Annotated in this window: 19 protein-coding genes; 12 read left to right on the forward strand and 7 right to left on the reverse strand. The window is 46.0% G+C overall.

Annotation, left to right across the window (positions count from 1 at the left end):
• The first annotated feature begins 64 nt into the window (after nucleotides 1–64).
• The 3 genes from kdsA to kdsB all read left to right on the forward strand — a co-directional run bounded on the left by kdsA (nucleotide 65) and on the right by kdsB (nucleotide 2,479).
• Complete coding sequence (gene kdsA / locus ACYVGR_RS07240) at nucleotides 65–916, forward strand: 3-deoxy-8-phosphooctulonate synthase (RefSeq protein ID WP_460955028.1); 852 nt, start codon at nucleotides 65–67, stop codon at nucleotides 914–916.
• Between the two features lie 84 nt (nucleotides 917–1,000).
• Nucleotides 1,001–1,702, forward strand: a complete 702-nt coding sequence (locus tag ACYVGR_RS07245; protein ID WP_460955030.1) for a phosphatase — start codon at nucleotides 1,001–1,003, stop codon at nucleotides 1,700–1,702.
• 21 nt (nucleotides 1,703–1,723) lie between these two features.
• Nucleotides 1,724–2,479, forward strand: a complete 756-nt coding sequence (kdsB, locus tag ACYVGR_RS07250) for a 3-deoxy-manno-octulosonate cytidylyltransferase (RefSeq protein WP_460955032.1) — start codon at nucleotides 1,724–1,726, stop codon at nucleotides 2,477–2,479.
• Here the strand turns inward: kdsB and ACYVGR_RS07255 are convergent.
• A complete protein-coding gene (locus ACYVGR_RS07255; protein WP_460955034.1) occupies nucleotides 2,462–3,631 on the reverse strand; it encodes a glycosyltransferase family 87 protein in 1,170 nt (389 codons plus the stop codon). The genes kdsB and ACYVGR_RS07255 overlap by 18 nt on opposite strands.
• 73 nt (nucleotides 3,632–3,704) lie before the next feature.
• Here ACYVGR_RS07255 and ACYVGR_RS07260 point away from each other — a divergent pair, with 73 nt between their 5' ends.
• From ACYVGR_RS07260 to feoB, 4 genes are all read left to right on the forward strand, one after another.
• Entirely contained in the window at nucleotides 3,705–4,367 is a 663-nt protein-coding gene (locus ACYVGR_RS07260; RefSeq protein WP_460955036.1) for a thiamine diphosphokinase, read from the forward strand.
• A gap of 16 nt (nucleotides 4,368–4,383) precedes the next feature.
• Nucleotides 4,384–5,148 (forward strand): sulfite exporter TauE/SafE family protein, encoded by a 765-nt coding sequence (locus ACYVGR_RS07265; RefSeq protein WP_460955038.1) that lies wholly within the window; start codon nucleotides 4,384–4,386, stop codon nucleotides 5,146–5,148.
• A 593-nt stretch (nucleotides 5,149–5,741) separates the two neighbouring features.
• Nucleotides 5,742–5,969, forward strand: coding sequence for a FeoA family protein (locus tag ACYVGR_RS07270; protein WP_460955040.1), 228 nt, complete (start codon nucleotides 5,742–5,744; stop codon nucleotides 5,967–5,969).
• Between the two features lie 68 nt (nucleotides 5,970–6,037).
• A complete protein-coding gene (gene feoB, locus ACYVGR_RS07275) occupies nucleotides 6,038–8,155 on the forward strand; it encodes a ferrous iron transport protein B (protein ID WP_460955042.1) in 2,118 nt (705 codons plus the stop codon).
• Nucleotides 8,156–8,234: 79 nt separating this feature from the next.
• On the opposite strand, the gene ACYVGR_RS07280 is transcribed toward feoB, so the two are convergent.
• Both ACYVGR_RS07280 and ACYVGR_RS07285 read right to left on the reverse strand, forming a co-directional pair.
• Complete coding sequence (locus ACYVGR_RS07280; RefSeq protein WP_460955044.1) at nucleotides 8,235–8,396, reverse strand: hypothetical protein; 162 nt, start codon at nucleotides 8,394–8,396, stop codon at nucleotides 8,235–8,237.
• Between the two features lie 200 nt (nucleotides 8,397–8,596).
• Entirely contained in the window at nucleotides 8,597–10,114 is a 1,518-nt protein-coding gene (locus ACYVGR_RS07285) for an NAD(P)H-hydrate dehydratase (RefSeq protein WP_460955046.1), read from the reverse strand.
• A gap of 114 nt (nucleotides 10,115–10,228) precedes the next feature.
• On the opposite strand from ACYVGR_RS07285, the gene rplS reads away from it, so the two are divergent.
• From rplS to ACYVGR_RS07300, 3 genes are all read left to right on the forward strand, one after another.
• Nucleotides 10,229–10,603 (forward strand): 50S ribosomal protein L19, encoded by a 375-nt coding sequence (rplS, locus tag ACYVGR_RS07290; protein ID WP_182463490.1) that lies wholly within the window; start codon nucleotides 10,229–10,231, stop codon nucleotides 10,601–10,603.
• A gap of 151 nt (nucleotides 10,604–10,754) precedes the next feature.
• Nucleotides 10,755–11,534 carry a diaminopimelate epimerase gene (gene dapF, locus ACYVGR_RS07295; RefSeq protein WP_460955048.1) on the forward strand — a complete coding sequence of 260 codons (780 nt, stop codon included), beginning with the start codon at nucleotides 10,755–10,757 and terminating at the stop codon, nucleotides 11,532–11,534.
• A gap of 44 nt (nucleotides 11,535–11,578) precedes the next feature.
• The gene (locus ACYVGR_RS07300) at nucleotides 11,579–12,514 is read left to right on the forward strand and encodes a bestrophin family protein (protein WP_182463488.1); all 936 of its coding nucleotides are present in this window, start codon (nucleotides 11,579–11,581) and stop codon (nucleotides 12,512–12,514) included.
• Between the two features lie 55 nt (nucleotides 12,515–12,569).
• Here ACYVGR_RS07300 and ACYVGR_RS07305 read toward each other — a convergent pair whose 3' ends face one another.
• Nucleotides 12,570–12,875: a rhodanese-like domain-containing protein gene (locus ACYVGR_RS07305; protein ID WP_460955050.1), complete on the reverse strand. Its 306-nt coding sequence runs from the start codon at nucleotides 12,873–12,875 to the stop codon at nucleotides 12,570–12,572.
• A gap of 6 nt (nucleotides 12,876–12,881) precedes the next feature.
• Nucleotides 12,882–13,718, reverse strand: a complete 837-nt coding sequence (locus ACYVGR_RS07310) for an RpnC/YadD family protein (protein WP_460955052.1) — start codon at nucleotides 13,716–13,718, stop codon at nucleotides 12,882–12,884.
• Nucleotides 13,719–13,842: 124 nt separating this feature from the next.
• Here ACYVGR_RS07310 and htpG point away from each other — a divergent pair, with 124 nt between their 5' ends.
• Complete coding sequence (gene htpG / locus ACYVGR_RS07315) at nucleotides 13,843–15,672, forward strand: molecular chaperone HtpG (RefSeq protein ID WP_460955054.1); 1,830 nt, start codon at nucleotides 13,843–13,845, stop codon at nucleotides 15,670–15,672.
• 105 nt (nucleotides 15,673–15,777) lie between these two features.
• Here htpG and ACYVGR_RS07320 read toward each other — a convergent pair whose 3' ends face one another.
• Nucleotides 15,778–16,356, reverse strand: coding sequence for a DUF4126 domain-containing protein (locus ACYVGR_RS07320; RefSeq protein ID WP_460955056.1), 579 nt, complete (start codon nucleotides 16,354–16,356; stop codon nucleotides 15,778–15,780).
• A gap of 95 nt (nucleotides 16,357–16,451) precedes the next feature.
• Nucleotides 16,452–17,945: an ATP-dependent DNA helicase gene (locus tag ACYVGR_RS07325; RefSeq protein WP_460955058.1), complete on the reverse strand. Its 1,494-nt coding sequence runs from the start codon at nucleotides 17,943–17,945 to the stop codon at nucleotides 16,452–16,454.
• A gap of 165 nt (nucleotides 17,946–18,110) precedes the next feature.
• Between ACYVGR_RS07325 and ACYVGR_RS07330 the strand changes: the two genes are divergently transcribed.
• Nucleotides 18,111–18,548 (forward strand): CBS domain-containing protein, encoded by a 438-nt coding sequence (locus ACYVGR_RS07330; protein ID WP_182463482.1) that lies wholly within the window; start codon nucleotides 18,111–18,113, stop codon nucleotides 18,546–18,548.
• Nucleotides 18,549–18,573 lie beyond the last annotated feature (25 nt).

Genomic DNA, 18,573 nt, shown 5'->3' on the forward strand with positions numbered 1-18,573 from the left:
TGCCAAACTAAAAAGAGAATCAACGTATCCTATAGCATCAATAGAAGCTTAAAATAACAAAGTAATGTCTCAGAAAATCGTTCGCGTTGGCGACATCGAATGTGGGTCGGATGAGTTATTCCTCATCAGTGGCCCCTGTGTTATTGAAGATGAAAAAATTATGATGACGGTTGCCGAGCAACTCCGCGAAATCCAGGAGCGCGTAGGCATCAAGATCATCTATAAATCATCCTTCCAAAAGGACAATCGGTCCAGCCTGAACTACTACAATGGTCCCGGCATCGACAAAGGCATGAAGATTCTGGCCAAAGTGAAAGAGCAATTCGGTTTCCCGTTGTTGACCGACGTTCACTACCCAGATCAGTGTGCACCCGTTGCCGACGTGGTTGACGTTCTGCAAATTCCGGCTTATCTGTGTATGCAGACGATGCTGGTGGTTGCTGCGGCTAAAACGGGCAAAGTGGTCAACGTGAAACACGGGCAGTTTCTGGCACCGGAGAACATGAAGCACCCGGTCAAAAAAATCGAAGATTCGGGCAACGAACAGATTATCCTAACCGAGCGCGGTTTCACCTTTGGCTACAATGACTTAGTAGTTGATCCTCGCGCGTTCTACCACATGGCGCGTACCAATTACCCCGTTGTGTTCGACGTAACCCACGCCATTCGGAAGTACGGTATTCCGTCGGCCGATGCCAAAGGTGGTGCTCGCGAATACCTGCCTGTACTTGCTCGTGCGGGTGTCGCTGCGGGTGTCGATGGCCTGTTTGTGGAAACGCATACCTGCCCATCCGAAGCGCTTTGTGATGCTGCCAGCCAGTTGGATATTCGCTACCTGGAAGAATTCCTGAAACCCCTGCTGGAGCTACACGCCGTAGAAGTTAAATACCGGAATACATTGCCAGAACTGGCTTAATTAGAATGTATGATATAGGATGTATGATGTATGATGTAGCTGGCGCAAAAGCCATATATCATACATCATACATCATACATCCTTATGGCTGACATAGAACAAATCTTCACCGCCCTCGGTGGCCAGTTTATAACTCCCATCGATGCACTTACCGAAAAACTGAAAGCTGTTCGGGCTATCGTGTTTGATTGGGATGGTGTTTTTAACGACGGTATCAAAACCGAAGCCGGGAGCAGTTCATTTAGTGAGGTGGACTCGATGGGGACGAATCTGCTTCGATTTGGGCTTTGGCTGCATCATGGTGGCCAGTTGCCAGTAGCTGCAATTATTACCGGTGTGATTAATACCCTCTCCGAAACGTTGGTTCGCCGGGAGCACTTTCATGCCAGCTATTCGCAGGCGAAACATAAGATCGACGTACTCCACCATTTGCTGGAGCAACATAATTTGCAACCGCACGAAGTTGCTTTCTTCTTCGATGATGCCCTGGATTTATCTGTGTCTGAAGTCGCTGGGGTGCGGATTATGATTCGTCGAAATGCCAATCCGCTGTTCATGCAGTACGTTATTCAAAACGGTCTTGCCGATTATGTAACAGGTAGCCAAAGTGGCCAGTTTGCTGTTCGCGAAGGCTGCGAACTCTTGCTGGGACTGCTTGGTCAGTTCGATAACGTCATGAATGAGCGCCTACGTTACTTCCCTGCTTACGACCAATATTACCAGCAACGGCAGGCTGTTGAGCCGACTTATTGGGTGATAGAAAAAGATGGACCCGTTCGGAAATAGTAAAGACTCAAACAGTAACTCATGATAATCGGTATTATTCCTGCCCGCTACGGATCAACTCGTTTTCCGGGAAAACCACTGGCTGATATTGGTGGGAAATCAATGATTCAGCGTGTGCTGGAACAGTGCAAGCAGGCTAAATCATTAGATAAAGTCGTGGTAGCGACCGACGATGAGCGCATTGCAGAAGCTGTTCGGCAATTGGGCGAGGAAGTGGTCATGACCCGTACCGATCATCCCAGCGGCACCGACCGTTGTTGGGAAGCCTACGACCGACTCATTGGCGATGGCCTTATTCCGGGTGATTCGTCAGATTATATTCTCAATATTCAGGGTGACGAACCGTTTATCGATCCTGCACAGATTGACGAACTCGCGGCCATTCTGGACGGAACCGTAGAACTGGCTACGCAAATGGCATCAGTCGATTCGGCAGCTATATTGCATGATCCTAAGGAAGCCAAGATTGTCGTCAATTCACAAAACGAAGCACTTTATTTCAGTCGCTCGGCTGTACCCTATTTGTGGGGGATTGAACCCGATCAGTGGCACGCGCATCATGCTTACCATCGCCATGTAGGACTGTATGCCTATCGTGCCGATGTGCTTGAAAAGATTACACAATTGCCGCCTTCATTACTCGAACAGGCTGAGTCGTTAGAACAACTACGCTGGCTGGAAGCAGGTTATCGAATTAAACTCGTATCGACGAACTTCCAGACGCCCAGCGTGGATAGTCCGGCCGATATTGAGAAAATACTACAAAGTGGGCTGTAACGATTGGCTGGCTGAATTCGGTTGTGTCCAGATTTGGTATTGCACCCGCGCCCATACCAGCAAACACGGAACCGCTTTGATATTGTAGGGCTGGAAAAACTCTCGCTGTATAATGGCCGGAAAAATATCGGTGGGGGAAAGCGAGGTGAAGATAACAACCAGCGCCAGTAAAATACGATCAAGCTGGGTAGGTTGTTCGAGCGAAACCCACCATAAAGCCACACCCGTAACGGCCATCACGTAGGTTGGCGATTCGGCCATCTTGTTGAACACGATCATAAACAGGAGGAAGTAAGCAACCATCCGTCGCTGAAACAATCGATTCTGCCAAAGGCTAAACCGGAGGAATGGCAGCAGAAATAGCGTAGCGCCTATGGCTTCGATAACGCGGTAATTGGCGTCGGTTTTAGGCATTCCGAACCAGGCTTGCGCAATGCCCATTACGGAAACCTGCAAACCTAATTTACTCTCAACAATCACGGCAAACCACTCGCGATACTCAGACGCTAAATGGTCGGGGGGAATCATCGTGAGTGGTGCAATGGCGAATAGTGCCGTCCAGACGATCATGGCCAGAATGAATTGTGGCTTCTTTGGATAGAACAAAAAGAACCCGGCAGCCGCTACGCCATAGAATTTAATAAACAGGCAAAGTACAAAGAAAAAAGCCGCCTGCCATACCTTTTCGTTGCGGAGGAAATACAAACCCAATAGGATAGACCCCACAATGAGGTTATTACTTTGTAGATTCTGAGCAGTGATCAGGGCTTCCAGAATAATGATGAGGAGCGCTACCTGACGTGCACGAGCCGGGTTTTTCTCGTCGGATAAGTAAAACCACACGCCTGCTAATAGCACCACGGTGTTCAGCACGTTCCACAGAATCATACCCAGCAGATTCGGCAGGTAGTAGAAAGGGCCCATCAACCAGGCGAAGGTTGGGCTGTATTTATAGTTATCGAAGTACAGATTGGGGTGGTATCCGTAAATGCTTTTGTCCAGAAGCAGGTTATGAAACGGCTTGGCGAACATCAGGTAATTGTTGTAATTACCATAGCCCAGCAGATAATTCTGAAGTGCCGCAGCAATGAACAGCACGATGTATAAACCCAACAAGCGCGGAAGGCTTAGAAAGCGAAGAAGGCGTTGCAAAGCGTAATAGATTCGTTAGCAAAAACAAAATTAAGCAGGATTCATCCGAATTGCCCATTTATCTTTGTTAACTATGTCATCTCATCATATTGTTCGCGAGAAACAGGAGCCCGCTCTTCTGATTGCCAACGGCGAAGCCTGTGACCCCGAATTACTAGGTCAGCTTTTGGAGTGGAGTCCAACGGTTGTTGTGCTCGATAGTGCCATTTGGCGGGTACTCGATCTGGGCATTAAAGTGGATGTACTACTCGGTGATTTTGATCGGGATTTGGACCTCGATAGCATTCGGGAGCAGCAATATCCGCTGGAGATTATACATACACCCGATCAGGAGAAAACCGATCTTGATAAAGGCATTGAATACCTGATTGAGCGTGGTTACCCGGCGGTCAACATCGTATGGGCAACTGGTCGCCGGGCCGATCATACCATTGTCAATATGACCAGTATTGTTCGGTATAAAGATCAGATTCGGATTACCATGATCGACGACCATTCCAAAATTTTTCCGCTTGTTGGCAAATTTGAAAAGTGGTACGAAGCAGGAACGCCCATCTCATTGATTCCGGTTGGAACCGTAACCGGCTTTACATCAGAGGGGCTGAAATACAATTTACAGGACGCCACCTTAACATTGGGGTATCGAACCAGCAGCAGCAATGAAGCCGCCGAAGATGGCTTTGTGCGCATTGAGGCTAAGACTGGCGATTTACTGATAATGGAGTGCTGGGATTAATTTCGTGTAGGTATTGATGGAGTATTCGACAATTTTAACGCTTTGTAGTTTTTCATTTCTAGCCGGTTTTATCGATGCCATTATAGGTGGGGGAGGACTGATTCAAACGCCCGCTATTTTGTTTACCCTACCACAATACCCCGTTCCGACCTTGATTGGCACGACTAAGATTCCTTCACTGAGCGGGAGCCTGATGGGGGCGTTTCAATATAGCCGCCGAGTAGCTGTGGCCGGACGATTCATTGGTCCCATGATGGCCATCGCTTTTGGAGCGTCCTGGTTGGGAGCTTGGACGCTGACAAGGGTGCCCAACAGCTTTATGAAACCCTTTGCACTGGTTATTCTGGTCGCTGTATTCATCTATACACTTACCCAGAAAAGCTTTGGGCAGGTATCGCATCGGATCGTGACAGCACAGCAACAGCGGGTACGCATGTGGCTGATGGGGGCCATAATTGGCTTCTACGATGGCTTTTTCGGACCGGGGACAGGCAGTTTTCTGGTTCTAGGTTTTATTACGTTGATCGGCTTCGACTTCCTGAAAGCCAGTGCGCACGCCAAATTAGTGAATGCCGCTACTAACCTGTCGTGCGTACTATTTTTTGCGAATAGGGGCCTCATACTTTATTCGTTCGCTTTTCCGATGGCATTGGCAAATCTCTCCGGAGCATTTCTGGGGGCTCGTTTGGCCATTCTGAAGGGGAATCGTTTCATTCGAGTGTTCTTCCTACTGGTCATTGCTGCTACCATTCTGCGGTTTGCGTGGGATTTGCTAGCGTAAGCCGGGCAATCTCAAAATTTTACTTGATTGATGGTTAAGTGAATGGACCATGAATAATTGATAATGAAAAATGGTGAATTATTGTTTTTTAGCGCATAGCCATTCTCCATTTTGCATTGTCCATTTACTTAACATACACGAGGTGTCTAGACGTTATAAATTGATCTATGGGATTGCCTGTGGTTAGGGAGATAGCATAAGTTTGAAATTTATAAGTGATTGAGTTTAGGCGATTGTTGGTTTTTGTGATACCGCGTGCCTGCATCAGAGAGGCAGCCGGACCGTGTTTATGGCGGGTGTAGGACATGTTTAGCGTATGGGCTTGTAAACTGTTTTTTTGACAGGATTAACAGGATTTTCAGGATTTATTTTACCAATAGTTAACGCAATAAATCCTGAAAATCCTGTTAATCCTGTCAAAAAAAGAACTTGTCCTGCACCCTTTATGGCTGGCTAAAAGTGGCTTGGAATCCAAGCCGCTACATTTTGTATTTCCAGCGCTTGCATCCCCGAACTTTCTGACGTAATCTTGCATTAATTAAATTGAATCTAAATAAGCCTGGTGGTCTATATGGCCAGGCGCCTGCCGGCACATGAGTAAACGGAGTGTAGCTGATTTGAAAATTGGAGAGAAGGCTGTAATTCAGTCGTTTAGTGATCAGTTGATGTCGCTTAAATTGCTCGAGATGGGCTGTTTGCCAGGAGCACAGGTATGCTTACAGGCTAAGGCTCCACTTGGTGATCCGATTTGTCTGAGTGTATCGGGCTATTGTTTGGCGCTACGAAAATCCGAAGCGGCCACTATTCTGATTGATAATTAATAGGGGTGATGAATTAGATAAGCTCATCTACATGACTCATTATTAATTAGCTATTATTGTTTTTCGTCTTGAAACTGTCTCCGTCCATTGCTCTGATTGGCAACCCAAATGCCGGTAAATCGTCCTTGTTTAATCAACTGACAGGACTACGTCAGAAAACCGGGAATTTTCCTGGAGTTACTGTCGATAAAAAATCAGGCCCCTGGTCGATTAATGCCGAAACAGTTGCTACCATTGTTGATTTTCCCGGTATCTATTCAATTTACCCGAAGTCTTTAGACGAACAGATTGTTACCGATATTCTGGCTAATCCTGCCCATACCGATTATCCAGATGTAGCTGTAGTCGTTGTGGATGCTTCTAACTTGCATCGGAACCTGCTGTTATTTACGCAGGTAGCCGATCTTGGCGTTCCCGTTGTACTCGCCTTGAATATGCTCGATGTAGCCAAAGCAGAGGGGAAAGAAGTCAATGCGGTTCGATTAGCGATGCGGCTAGGTGTGCCTGTTGTGCGCATCAATGCGCGTACGGGAGAAGGCCTAGACCAACTAAAGAAGGCTGTTCTGGGGCAAATTAGAGAACCCGTATTATCAGGTAAATTGTTTTTCGATCCGGCCGACGATGCCGATGGCCTCATTACCGATACCCGAAACCAATACCAACTCGACAACAATTATCTCGCGTTACAATACCTCATTCAACACGATGGGTTCTCGTTTTTGAGTCGCTCCCAGCAGATTGGTCTGGATGCACTTATCGACAAATATGCGTTCAATGAACAGAAGTTCCAGGCGGGTGAAACCATTACGCGCTATAAGCGTATTGCGACGATTACAGCAGAGGTCGTAGCTAACCAGCGGCCAGTCAATCAAGCTACCTGGACGCAGAAACTTGACCGGATATTATTGCATCCCGTTTGGGGCTATGCCATTTTCGGATTCATACTCCTACTGATTTTCCAAGCTATTTTCGCCTGGGCTCAACCCTTCATGGACGGGATCGATGCGGGTGTGGCCTGGATCAATGGTCAGTTAAAAGAAAGTTTGCCCGCTGGCCCACTGACCGATTTGCTAACCGATGGAATTCTGGCGGGAGTAGGCGGTATTTTAGTGTTCATTCCACAGATTGCTTTTTTGTTTTTTCTGGTAGCCCTGCTCGAGGAGTCGGGTTATATGTCGCGGGTGATGGTCATCATGGACCGGATCATGCGCAAGTTTGGGCTCAATGGTCGGAGTGTAGTGCCATTGATTTCAGGGGTTGCTTGTGCTGTTCCCGCTATTATGGCAACACGCAGCATCGGTACCCGGCGTGACCGGCTCATTACGATTCTGGTAACACCGTTGATGAGTTGCTCGGCTCGATTGCCTATTTATACCATTCTTATTGCGTTAGTAGTTCCTAAGCAACGAGTTCTGGGCTTGTTTAATCTACAGGGGCTGGCGCTAATGGCCTTGTATTTGTTGGGGCTTCTGAGCGCTTTGCTAGCTGCATATATCCTGAAATTGCTTCTTAAAACAAAAGAGCGAGGGTATTTCATTATGGAATTGCCAACGTTCAAAATGCCTCGCTGGAACCACGTCGGGCTGACCGTCTGGGAAAGTGTTCGGGCGTTTGTTTGGGAAGCAGGCCGGGTTATTCTGGCTATTTCGATTGTCCTTTGGGTATTGGCCAGTTACGGTCCCGGCGACTCAATGGATCAGGCAGAAGCGCAGGTTCGGCAGAATAACCCAACGATGGCGGCCGATGAGTTAGCAAATCGTGTAGCGTCCGACCGACTCGAAGCGTCCTATGCGGGGCAATTTGGCCATTTTATCGAACCCGTCATTCACCCCCTTGGTTATGATTGGAAAATCGGTATTGCGCTGTTAAGCTCATTTGCCGCCCGCGAAGTCTTTGTCGGGACCATGTCGACGATCTATAGCATTGGTAGTGGCGATGACGAAGAGGGTGTTACTATTCGGGAACGACTACAACAGGAGCGGAACCCTAAAACGGGTGGACCAATGTATACACCAGCCTTAGCCTGGTCGTTATTGATCTTTTATGTATTTGCCATGATGTGTATGAGCACTTTAGCGGCCACACAACGCGAAACCAAAAGCTGGAAATGGCCTGCTGTGCAACTGGTATACATGATGGGATTAGCTTATATAGCAGCCTTCTTTACCTACCAGCTCATGCAATAAAGAGTTTGTACACGCTAAACATGACAAGAGCTAAACGGATGCCCGTTTAGCTCTTGTCATGTTTAGCGTGTACTTTCTATTACCAAAGTAACCCATTCGAAATCAATGGGTAAATGTGGTAGACTATGTAGGCTAATAAGGCTACTGTCAGACTTCCTAAGGCGGTAGTTTGATCGAAACCTGTCCGTTCTCTTCGTGAGGGACGGCTACCCTGCCAGGTTCGATTCGTTACTTGTTTCATCGGTGTGTTAGTATGAGAGTTGGTTATATCCCGGTACAAAATTGGCGCTTGATTAATCTTTATAACAGCGCAAAAACCCGGATTTTTCTGATGCGTATAACTACCTGATCTTGCTCTAACAGGTCAATATTCTGGTAGCGTGTTGATAAGACATCACCTCATACCTAAAGTAACGGAGTTCGTAAACTTTTTTTATGGATTTACTCCCAACGGAGCGCTTCGATTATATCAGTAGCCACCATGCCAATTTGCCCTCGTTGTGCAGCTACACGATCGCCAGCTAGTCCATGAGCAAATACTCCCAGTACAGCGGCTTCGACAGAATCATAGTTCTGGGCCAATAGAGCTGTTAGTATGCCCGTCAGTACATCGCCAGTACCGCCTGTGCTTAAGCCAGGGTTGCCTGTTGAGTTAAAATGGACATCTCCTTCTGGGGTTGCTATGGCAGAGTTAGCCCCTTTTAAGACCACAACGACCCGATATTTCTGAGCAAATTCTCGAAGAATATCTAATTTCTGATAGTCGTTATCCCACTTTTGCGTCAGCCGCTCAAACTCTTTCGGGTGAGGTGTCAGAATACTATTGGGTGGAAGCTGCTTGAGCAACTCTCGGTTTTCTGAAAGCAGATTCAACGCATCAGCATCGATTACCATCGGCTTTTTCAATGTCTTAAGCAATCCTTTTAGCATATCCAGCGTTTCAGGAGCCTGCCCAATCCCCGAGCCGATTCCAACTACAGCGTAGTCGGCAGGCGTGGGGCTACCTAATTCACTGGCCCCTCGGTCGGGTGTGCCGGTTAATACATTCGGATTACCATCGGGCCGGCACATAGCTTCGGGGACTGCTATCTGTAAGATGTCATACCCGCATTTAGGTACATGAACCGTCAGTAAGCCAACCCCTGATCGCAGACAGGCTTTGGTTGCCAGAACAGCTGCACCCATTTTTCCATAGCTACCAACCATGAGCAGGGCATGGCCAAATGACCCTTTATTCGAGAATTTATCCCGCTTACGTAACAACAACCGAGCATCCCGCGACTGCGTATAATAATAAGGGGTGGGAGCCAGATCGATGTAACGCTTGTGTAACTGGATGTCAACAATGTGCCAATCGCCTACATAGCGGCTATTTTTGGGAAGCAGGAAGGCCAGTTTGGGCAATTGAAACGTAATCGTATAGTCAGGTTCAACAATCGTATCGGTAGGGGCATTGGGTTTGTCAACATACAAACCACTGGCAATATCTACCGCCACAACCGTTGCTGGTGACCGATTGATAACATCGATAACATTTTTAACAATGCCCTCGGTTGGCCGCGAAAGTCCCGACCCCAGAATTGCGTCAATGATGACCTCATTGTGGCGGAGACCCGGAATCTCCTGGGCTAATTCAACATAGCGAATGTGTTCGGTAAGTAGTTTTAGGCGACGATGATTATGCATGAAATCGTCTGACTCCCGGCGGGCATACCGTACCACGTACACTTCTATCGGAAATTCCCGTTCCAGCAGTAAGCGGGCAATCGCCAGACCATCGCCCCCATTGTTCCCTAACCCACAGAATAATTTGACGGGAGTGGTATTTGGAAAATGATCGACAAACCAGTCGACAAAAGCAAGCGATGCACGCTCCATCAGATTGATGGGGGCAATAGGTTCATGCTCTATTGTCGATTGATCAAGGGCGCGGATTTGGTCAACGTTTAAGATCTTCATAAAAGTGTCGCAATGTACTCAAGGTAATTTTACAAAAGTATTTTCTCTTACTGATAAATTTGCTATCTTTGCGGCTCATTTCGCAAATACTTATCTGGCGATTTATATACGGTCATGAGCGAGTTAATTAAATTAGTGGAGGCAGACAACGCGCAGCGTCGCAGTGAATTGCCCACATTCCGGGCCGGCGATACGGTGAACGTACACGTTAAAATCCGCGAAGGAAATAAAGAGCGTATTCAGGTCTTTACGGGTACGGTGATCCAACGCCGGAACCCAAGCAGCGGTGGTGAAACATTCACCGTTCGCAAAGTGTCTAACGGTATAGGTGTTGAACGGATTTTCCCGCTTCTGTCGCCTAATATCGACAAGGTTGAGGTTGTACGTCTTGGTAAAGTTCGTCGGGCTCGTTTGTTTTACCTACGTGGTCGTCAAGGTAAGGCAGCTCGTGTTAAAGAGCGGAAACCAAAGGCAGTTGCAGCAGCTTAATTGTCTGTTTGCCCCAAAAATCAAAAGCTGCCTGAGAAGGTGGCTTTTTTTATGAGTTCTACTGTTGTAAAGCCATAGAGTTGAACTATTTGAGACTTCAGTGCCTACAACTATACAACCTTATAACTCTACAACTGCATAACTTACCATCATGACTCTCGATTTTTTTAAATATCAGGGGACCGGCAACGATTTTGTATTGATCGATGACCGAAACGAAACTTTCCCTGCTTCTGACCAGGCACTTGTTGAGCGTCTTTGCGACCGGCGATTCGGTATTGGAGCTGATGGACTCATTTTGCTTCGTAACGATCCTCAGTATCATTTTCGAATGGTCTATTTCAATGCCGACGGTGCCGAAGGAAGCATGTGTGGTAACGGTGGCCGGTGCATTGTTCGGTTTGCGCATGATTTAGGCTTATTTGAGCGAGAAACCCGCTTTCTGGCTGTAGATGGGGAACACATTGCCTTTGTTACGGAAGAAACTGTTTCGCTGAAAATGAGTGACGTGACTGGTATCGATAATCGAGGTGGGCTTACATTTCTGAATACAGGCTCACCCCATGTTGTTCAGTTCGTCGATGACCTGGAATCCCTTGATGTTGTTAAAGAAGGTCGTGCTATTCGGTATGATGTGCGTTTTCAACCGGGCGGAACAAATGTCAATTTTGTGCAGCCGATTGATGGTAACACATTGTTTGTCAGGACGTATGAACGTGGGGTAGAAGATGAAACGTATTCCTGTGGTACAGGCGTAACAGCCGTTGCTCTGGTGGCTCATCAACAGTTAAATATGCCTGATCCGGTGTTGATTAAAACACTTGGTGGTAATCTTCGGGTGTCGTTTAATGCTAAAATACAAGAACAGTTTGATTCCATTCATCTAATTGGACCAGCCAAGCGTGTTTTTGCTGGCACGATAACCGTTTAGGCTTTAGACTGGTTAACTTGGCAGCAGAATACTGATCCAATCAAATGATTCTTTATAAGAATAAAGGAATACTGCCATCCATCTGGCATTTTCATACAGGTCCTACCGCCAAATCGTTACTCCGTCGATTAGTCGTGGTTGGGATCTATGTAACTGTTGTTACAGTTGCTGAAATGCACTATACAGATCTTCGGTTGAAAGATACACCCGGTTCATTCCTGGGTGCTATGGGTATTTTGCTCAGTCTGTTGCTGATTTTTCGGACGAATACGGCGTATGATCGCTTCTACGAAGGGCGGCAGGCATGGGGTGAATTGGTGAACAATTGTCGCAATCTGGCCATTTTCTTTAATGCCGTTTTGCCAGAGGGTGATAAAGACAGTCGCCTATTCTTTGCCAAGGCGATCTCTAACTTCCCGTTTGCGCTTAAAAATCACCTGCGCGATATGTCGAAGATGAATGAGAATGAACTGGATATTGTGGAAGAAGGCGAGCGTCGCGACTTAAGTAATTTTGATCATAAACCAGCCGGAGTAGCCAATCAACTCTGGGTGAAGACCGAGGCACTCTATCGGGCGGGGCACATTTCTGAATCGCAACACATTAATCTGAATCAGCACCTGACAACGTTGATGGATGTTTGTGGTATTTGTGAGCGGATAAAAAGCACGCCGATTCCGTTCTCGTACATGCTGTTTATCAAGCTGTTCATCATGCTCTACGTTGCCCTATTGCCATTTACGGTGGTTACTGCGTTTGGGTATCTGACTATTCCGGCCGTTGTATTAACATCGTACATTCTGGTAGGACTCGAAATGATCGGTGAAGAGATTGAGGAACCGTTCGGAATGGAACGTAACGATTTGCCATTGAATCAATTAAGTCAATTGATTCGGGTAAACGTTCATGATATTTTGCAGATATACCTGCCACACGTCGAAAAACAGGCCGCTAGACCTGGGTTTACAATTGTGACGTAAGGATGTATGATATATGAAGTATGGTGTATGGCCTTTTTAGATCATACACCATACTTCATACATCTTCTACAAAGCCTCCGTGCAAATGATAAATCGTTTTGTTCTGCAGTTCGGGCTGGCGTAGTATATCTTTAGCGGCTACACGACTGCGAACGCCATTTGTACAAATCACAATCAGGGTGTCGTAGGGGAGAAGCTCCGCTTTTCGGGTGCGAATGTCCGGCAACGGGATATTCAGCCCACCTATATTGAACTCGTCAAACTCCCATTCATCGCGTACATCAATCACAGCAGTATGAGGCTGTTGACGCAGTAGTTTGAGTTCAGCTAACGAAACATCGGAGTAAGAATTGGTTGGCACAGGAGTCTATTTAAGCCGAATTGCTTGTACAACATCTAGTGAAACGCCTGCCAGATGGGCAATCTTTTCGTTAGAAAAATCGGTTTCAGTCAGTAAATTTTTCACCAGTTGTAACTGAGCTCTGGTTTCTCCTTCTTCCGCGCCTTGTAAGAATCCTAGATTACGCCCCTTAACATAAAAGGGATCATTTTCCTCGTTTACGTATTTAGTTAGGTTATCCATAGCGGCTTCTAGTAGTGGTTGAAAATTACGCAATTGAACTAAAACCCGCAATTGCGCTATGTATTTCTGAAACACCAGCGGCCCTCTGGCAGTTTCATCCAACTGGCGAAGAACCTGATTTAAGACCATAGGAGATTCCTGAGGCTTAAAATTGGCTAATACCGTAAGCAGAATTTCCTCTGGGGTATTTGATGTCAAAAATAGTTGATAGTCAAGGTCTTGAAAACTGATTAGCATATAACGAAACGATAAATCACCAACATTGAGACTCGTCGCCATCTTACTGGCAGTTGGGCCTAAATAAAAAACATACTGTCGGATGGGGATTTCATACAATTCCAGCAACATGGCACAATAGTTATGCATTCGATGCACCATTTTCGGATCATTTGCCAGTTGAAATTCTAGGTGGAGTACAAAGGTCTGCCCAGATTGATCTGTAATACGTTTGAGAGCATCGGGCTTTCGTTCTTTTGTGTGCTGTAAATCGTCTGGTAATTCTTCTGACAAAATAGGATGTATACCGAGTACTTTTTCGATCAAACCAGGAATTGTAGCCTCCAGATTTTCTTTAAGGATTTTATCGTACTGGCTAGATTGTTTTGAATGACGGGCTTTCATCGACGCAATGTAGCTAAATTTAAATAATTGCCTATAAAGGCAAACTGTCAATCTGTCAGACCTGGCTACACTGGAACAAGATTTGACGAATAATCAACTATTATACTTACTCTAACTATACCATATGGAAGCCGTACAGAACGAGAAAGGGCAGATTTCGATCCATACCGAGAATATCTTCCCGATTATCAAGAAGTTTCTCTATTCCGATCATGAGATTTTCCTGCGAGAACTGGTCTCTAATGCTGTCGATGCAACCCAAAAACTGCGTCAACTTTCGTCATTTGGCGAGTTTGGTGGCGAATTAGGTGATCTGAAAGTGACAGTTTCGCTGGATGAAGAAGCCAAAACCATTACCGTTAGTGATAATGGTATCGGTATGACTGCCGATGAGGTTAAGAAATATATCAATCAGATTGCCTTTTCGGGAGCAACTGATTTTCTGGAAAAATACAAAGACAAAACGGACGACAAAGGCCAGATCATTGGTCACTTTGGCTTAGGTTTTTATTCGGCCTTTATGGTCGCTTCGACTGTTGAAATCGTATCGAAGTCGTACCGAGACAATGCTGAGCCAGTTCGTTGGGTTTGTGATGGCTCAACCGAGTTTGAATTGACAGCTGCCGAAAAAGCTGAGCGTGGAACAGATATCATTCTGCACATCGCTTCCGACTCAGAAGAGTTCTTAAATAAAGGGCGTTTACAGTCTATATTGGACAAGTATGCCCGTTTCCTGCCCGTATCGGTTGAATTTGATGGTAAGATCGTCAACAACACGGCGCCAATCTGGACGAAGTCGCCTTCGGAATTGACCGACGAGGACTACAAGAACTTCTATAAGGAGTTGTATCCGATGAGCGAAGAACCTCTGTTCTGGATTCATCTGAATGTTGATTATCCGTTCAATCTGACTGGTATTCTGTACTTCCCACGGATTAAAAACGAACTGCGTTTCCAACGGGAGAAGATTCAATTGTACAGCCGTCAGGTGTTTATTACTGATGAGGTGAAGGATGTTGTTCCCGACTTCCTGATGATGCTTCACGGCGTTATCGACTCACCCGATATTCCATTGAACGTATCGCGGAGTTTCTTACAGGCCGATTCGAACGTTAAGAAAATCAATGGATATATCACGCGGAAAGTTGCTGATAAGCTGAACGAATTATTCAATGCGGATCGGAAAGCGTTTGAAGACAAATTCGATGATATCGGTCTGTTTATCAAGTATGGTATTCTGAGTGATGAGAAGTTCTGGGAGAAGGCCAAAAACTTCGTGTTGCTTAAAAATACCGATGGCGTTTATACGACACTAGACGAATATCGCGAGAAAGTTCAGGCCAATCAGACCGATAAAAATGAGACGTTGGTGATTCTGTACACCAGCGATCGCAAACAGCAACACTCCTACATTGAATCGGCGACTCGTCGCGGATATGATGTGTTATTGATGGATAACGTGATTGATTCACACTTTATCAATGCACTGGAGCAAAAACTTGAAAAAGTACATTTCCAGCGTGTAGATGCTGATTCGATTGATAAATTGATCGACAAAGGGCTGAACAACGAAAGTGTACTATCGGAGGCTGATCAGACTAAGTTGAAAGAGGTGTTCGAGCAGGTTTTGGATAACAAAATGCTCAACGTGAGCGTAGAGGCACAGCCAACCGATGAATTGCCTGTAACGATTACGATGCCTGAGTTTATGCGTCGGATGAAAGACATGGCGGCTCTTTCGGGTGAGCAATCTTTCTATGGTAATTTACCTGCGACCTATAATGTGGTTGTGAATGCAAACCACCCGCTGATCAATAAAATTCTGACTGAGGCTGATGGCGATGCTCAGAAATTGTTGGTGAAGCAGCTTTATGATCTTGCGTTGCTTTCGCAAAACATGCTCACTGGCGCAGAGCTAACAGCGTTTGTACGCCGGACGGTGGAGAAATTGTAATCCGAACCGGGATTTTTGTGATTTAACTGACCGACTATGATTTTTAAAATAGCTTTCAGAGAAAGCAGATTCACAGTCGGTCAGTTAAATCACAAAAATCCCGGCTTAGACCTTTTTAGTAAACCATACCTTTCGCTTGGCTACTAAGCGGCCAAGAATAAAAATTAAGATAAGGACGATAATTACGACCGTCAGTAAAGGCAGAAAAATACTGAACAGAGATAGTCCAAAAGAGGCTACATTTTCACTGGTGGCAACAATTGGGTTGCCTACTCCGCCGGTTGTGGCTGTTGTGCCTATCCGAAGTAAACTGGTCCCCGCCTGAATAATTCCAGCTGAGCTTCCTCCCAGAATTAAGCCCAGCCCCCAGTGTAATAAGGGATTGTCAATCTGTAGAAACGAAGTGCTCAGTAAAGTTCCGGCAATAATTGATGTGGGAGTCGCAAGGGCATCGAGTGCATTGTCGAGCCAGGGAATATAATAAGCTCCGATTTCAAAGACTGTTGCAACGGTTAAGCCCACAATGGCTGGCCAACCACTAATCCATTCAAAGCCAGTTACTACACCAACAAGACCAAGCTTTGTGGCTACACTGGCAATCAGCAAGGGTACAAAAACCCGGAAGCCACAACAAGCGGCTAAACCAACGCCAATGCAGGCACTCATAATCCATTCGAAGGACATAATTAGTGAACGTTTTAAGTATTCGGTTTATAGCTGGGGCATAGTTGTGTCAGCCTGTGTAAACTGTAAACTGAATACGGTAAACCGTGTTCAATCTAATTAAAAAACTGCGGATTGAAATTCATCAAAAACGCTTCATCAGTCGCGCGGGTCAGGGCGGTATAGAGCCACCGGACAAACTCATCGTTTACCTGCCCATCTGGTAGGAATCCCTGATCAACAAACACCGCACTCCATTGTCCACCCTGTGCTTTATGGCAAGTAAGAGCATAGGCAAATTTCACTTGTAGTGCATTTAAGTACGGATCTCGCCGAATAGCCTCAGACCGCTCCTTCTTACTTTTGATGTAGAAATAATCTTTTGCAACACTCTCATACAGAGCTTTGTATTGTTCTGATGTCAGCGACGGTACGGGCGAATGCAGTGTATCGAGCATGATTTTAGCGTCAAAATCGGGCTGCTCTTCATAATCGACTAATCGAAGCGTAACCGTAGCGAACCGAAAACCATGCATTTCTTCTTTATTTCGAATTTTCTGCACTTCGGCAAACTCGCCATTCGCCAGAAAGCCTGCGGGAGAGTCTTCATCAAGAACCGTATAATTATTTCGGGCAATCATAAGCATGTCGCCTGCATCAAGTTCTTCTTCGCACTGATCAATCATCCGCCGAACAAACTGATTGTACTGAACGGCGGTTTTGTTTGACCGGCAAATAATGGCCGTATTCTCGCGACCATATTTGTCGTAGGCATATCGAATGCCATCTTCCAATTTGGTTAATGGCATCTTATAGATATCCGTGAACGACCGAACATTCAGGCGAATCTCGGGCGAATCTGTTGGCGTCATTGTAGGCTTATCACTCAGAAGCGCATCAAAGCCAACTGCCTTAGGGGTAGGTGTGCCGTTTTCCATGAGCAACATTCGCAGCCCAGTTGCATTGTAAAGAATTCCCGACTCTTCATCCTGTCGCATTACTTCCGTAAGCTCTTGCTCATACACGGTCATATCGAATGCGCTGGCCAGAAATCCACGGTCTAGTGCGGGGCTTAAATCACGACCAACAGGGGGGAGCTGCGCCGTGTCGCCCACGAGCATCAGTTTGTTGCCGGGACCTTCGAAGACGAAATCGATTAGATCGGTCAATAAACCTTTTCCACCAAAATCGGCTTCATCGGAAATCATGGAGGCCTCATCGACAATAAAAAGGGTGTCTTCGTGATAGTTTTTCTGTCGTTGGAATGCCAGCGTTCCAGAACCGGGATCGGCCACTTGCCGATAAATTTTTCGGTGAATCGTCTGTGCTGATTTCTTGGCGTAATTGGTCATTACTTTAGCCGCCCGGCCCGTAGGGGCCAGCAAGACCGATTTATATCCAAAGCGGGGAAGCACTTTAATGAGTGTACCAACAAGTGTAGTTTTTCCCGTACCTGCGTACCCTCGCAGTAAAAAGCAATCGCGATAATGTTCAACTTCTTCCTGGGCGATGAACGCACCAATTTGTTCGAAAAACTGGGTTTGGCCAGACGTAGGCTTAAAAGGGAAACGTTTGGCCAGCAAATCAGCCGCCGTTTGGGTATCGTTCATGCTTCTAAATTACAAAAAAAGAGGCTAAGGAAAAAGTAAAAACATAGCCTTCTTTAAAGCTAAAGAAGGATGATTTTAAGAAAATTTTAACCCTTTCTGCACATTCCCTTTTACCCCTTGTGCTTTTTTGTTATTTTCACACAACACTAAATCCTTCTAACTCAGATGAAAATTCGTCAAATTCTTCAGGGTAAACCAGTGAACGCCCTCTATTCCGTTTCGTCGGATCAAACCGTTCTGGACGCGCTTAGGCTTATGGCCGAAAAGAATATTGGCGCGGTACTTGTTATCGATAATGGAGTACTTACCGGAATCTTCTCCGAACGAGACTATGCACGTAAGATTATTCTGAAAGATCGGCACTCCGATGATACGACCATTGCTGATGTTATGACAGCGAATGTAATTACCATTGGGCCCGATCAACGGATCGAAGAGTGTATGCAAATTATGTCCGACAAGCATATTCGGCACTTACCCGTGATGGATGAGGGTGAATTAATGGGTATTATTTCGATTAACGATGTCGTGAAAGCGATTATCGTTGACCAAAAGACCCGCATTGACTCATTGGAAAGTTATATTTCGGGAAGCCCGTATTGATTTACGAAATACGATGTACGAATTA

The sequence above is a fragment of the Spirosoma litoris genome (genome assembly GCF_054776755.1).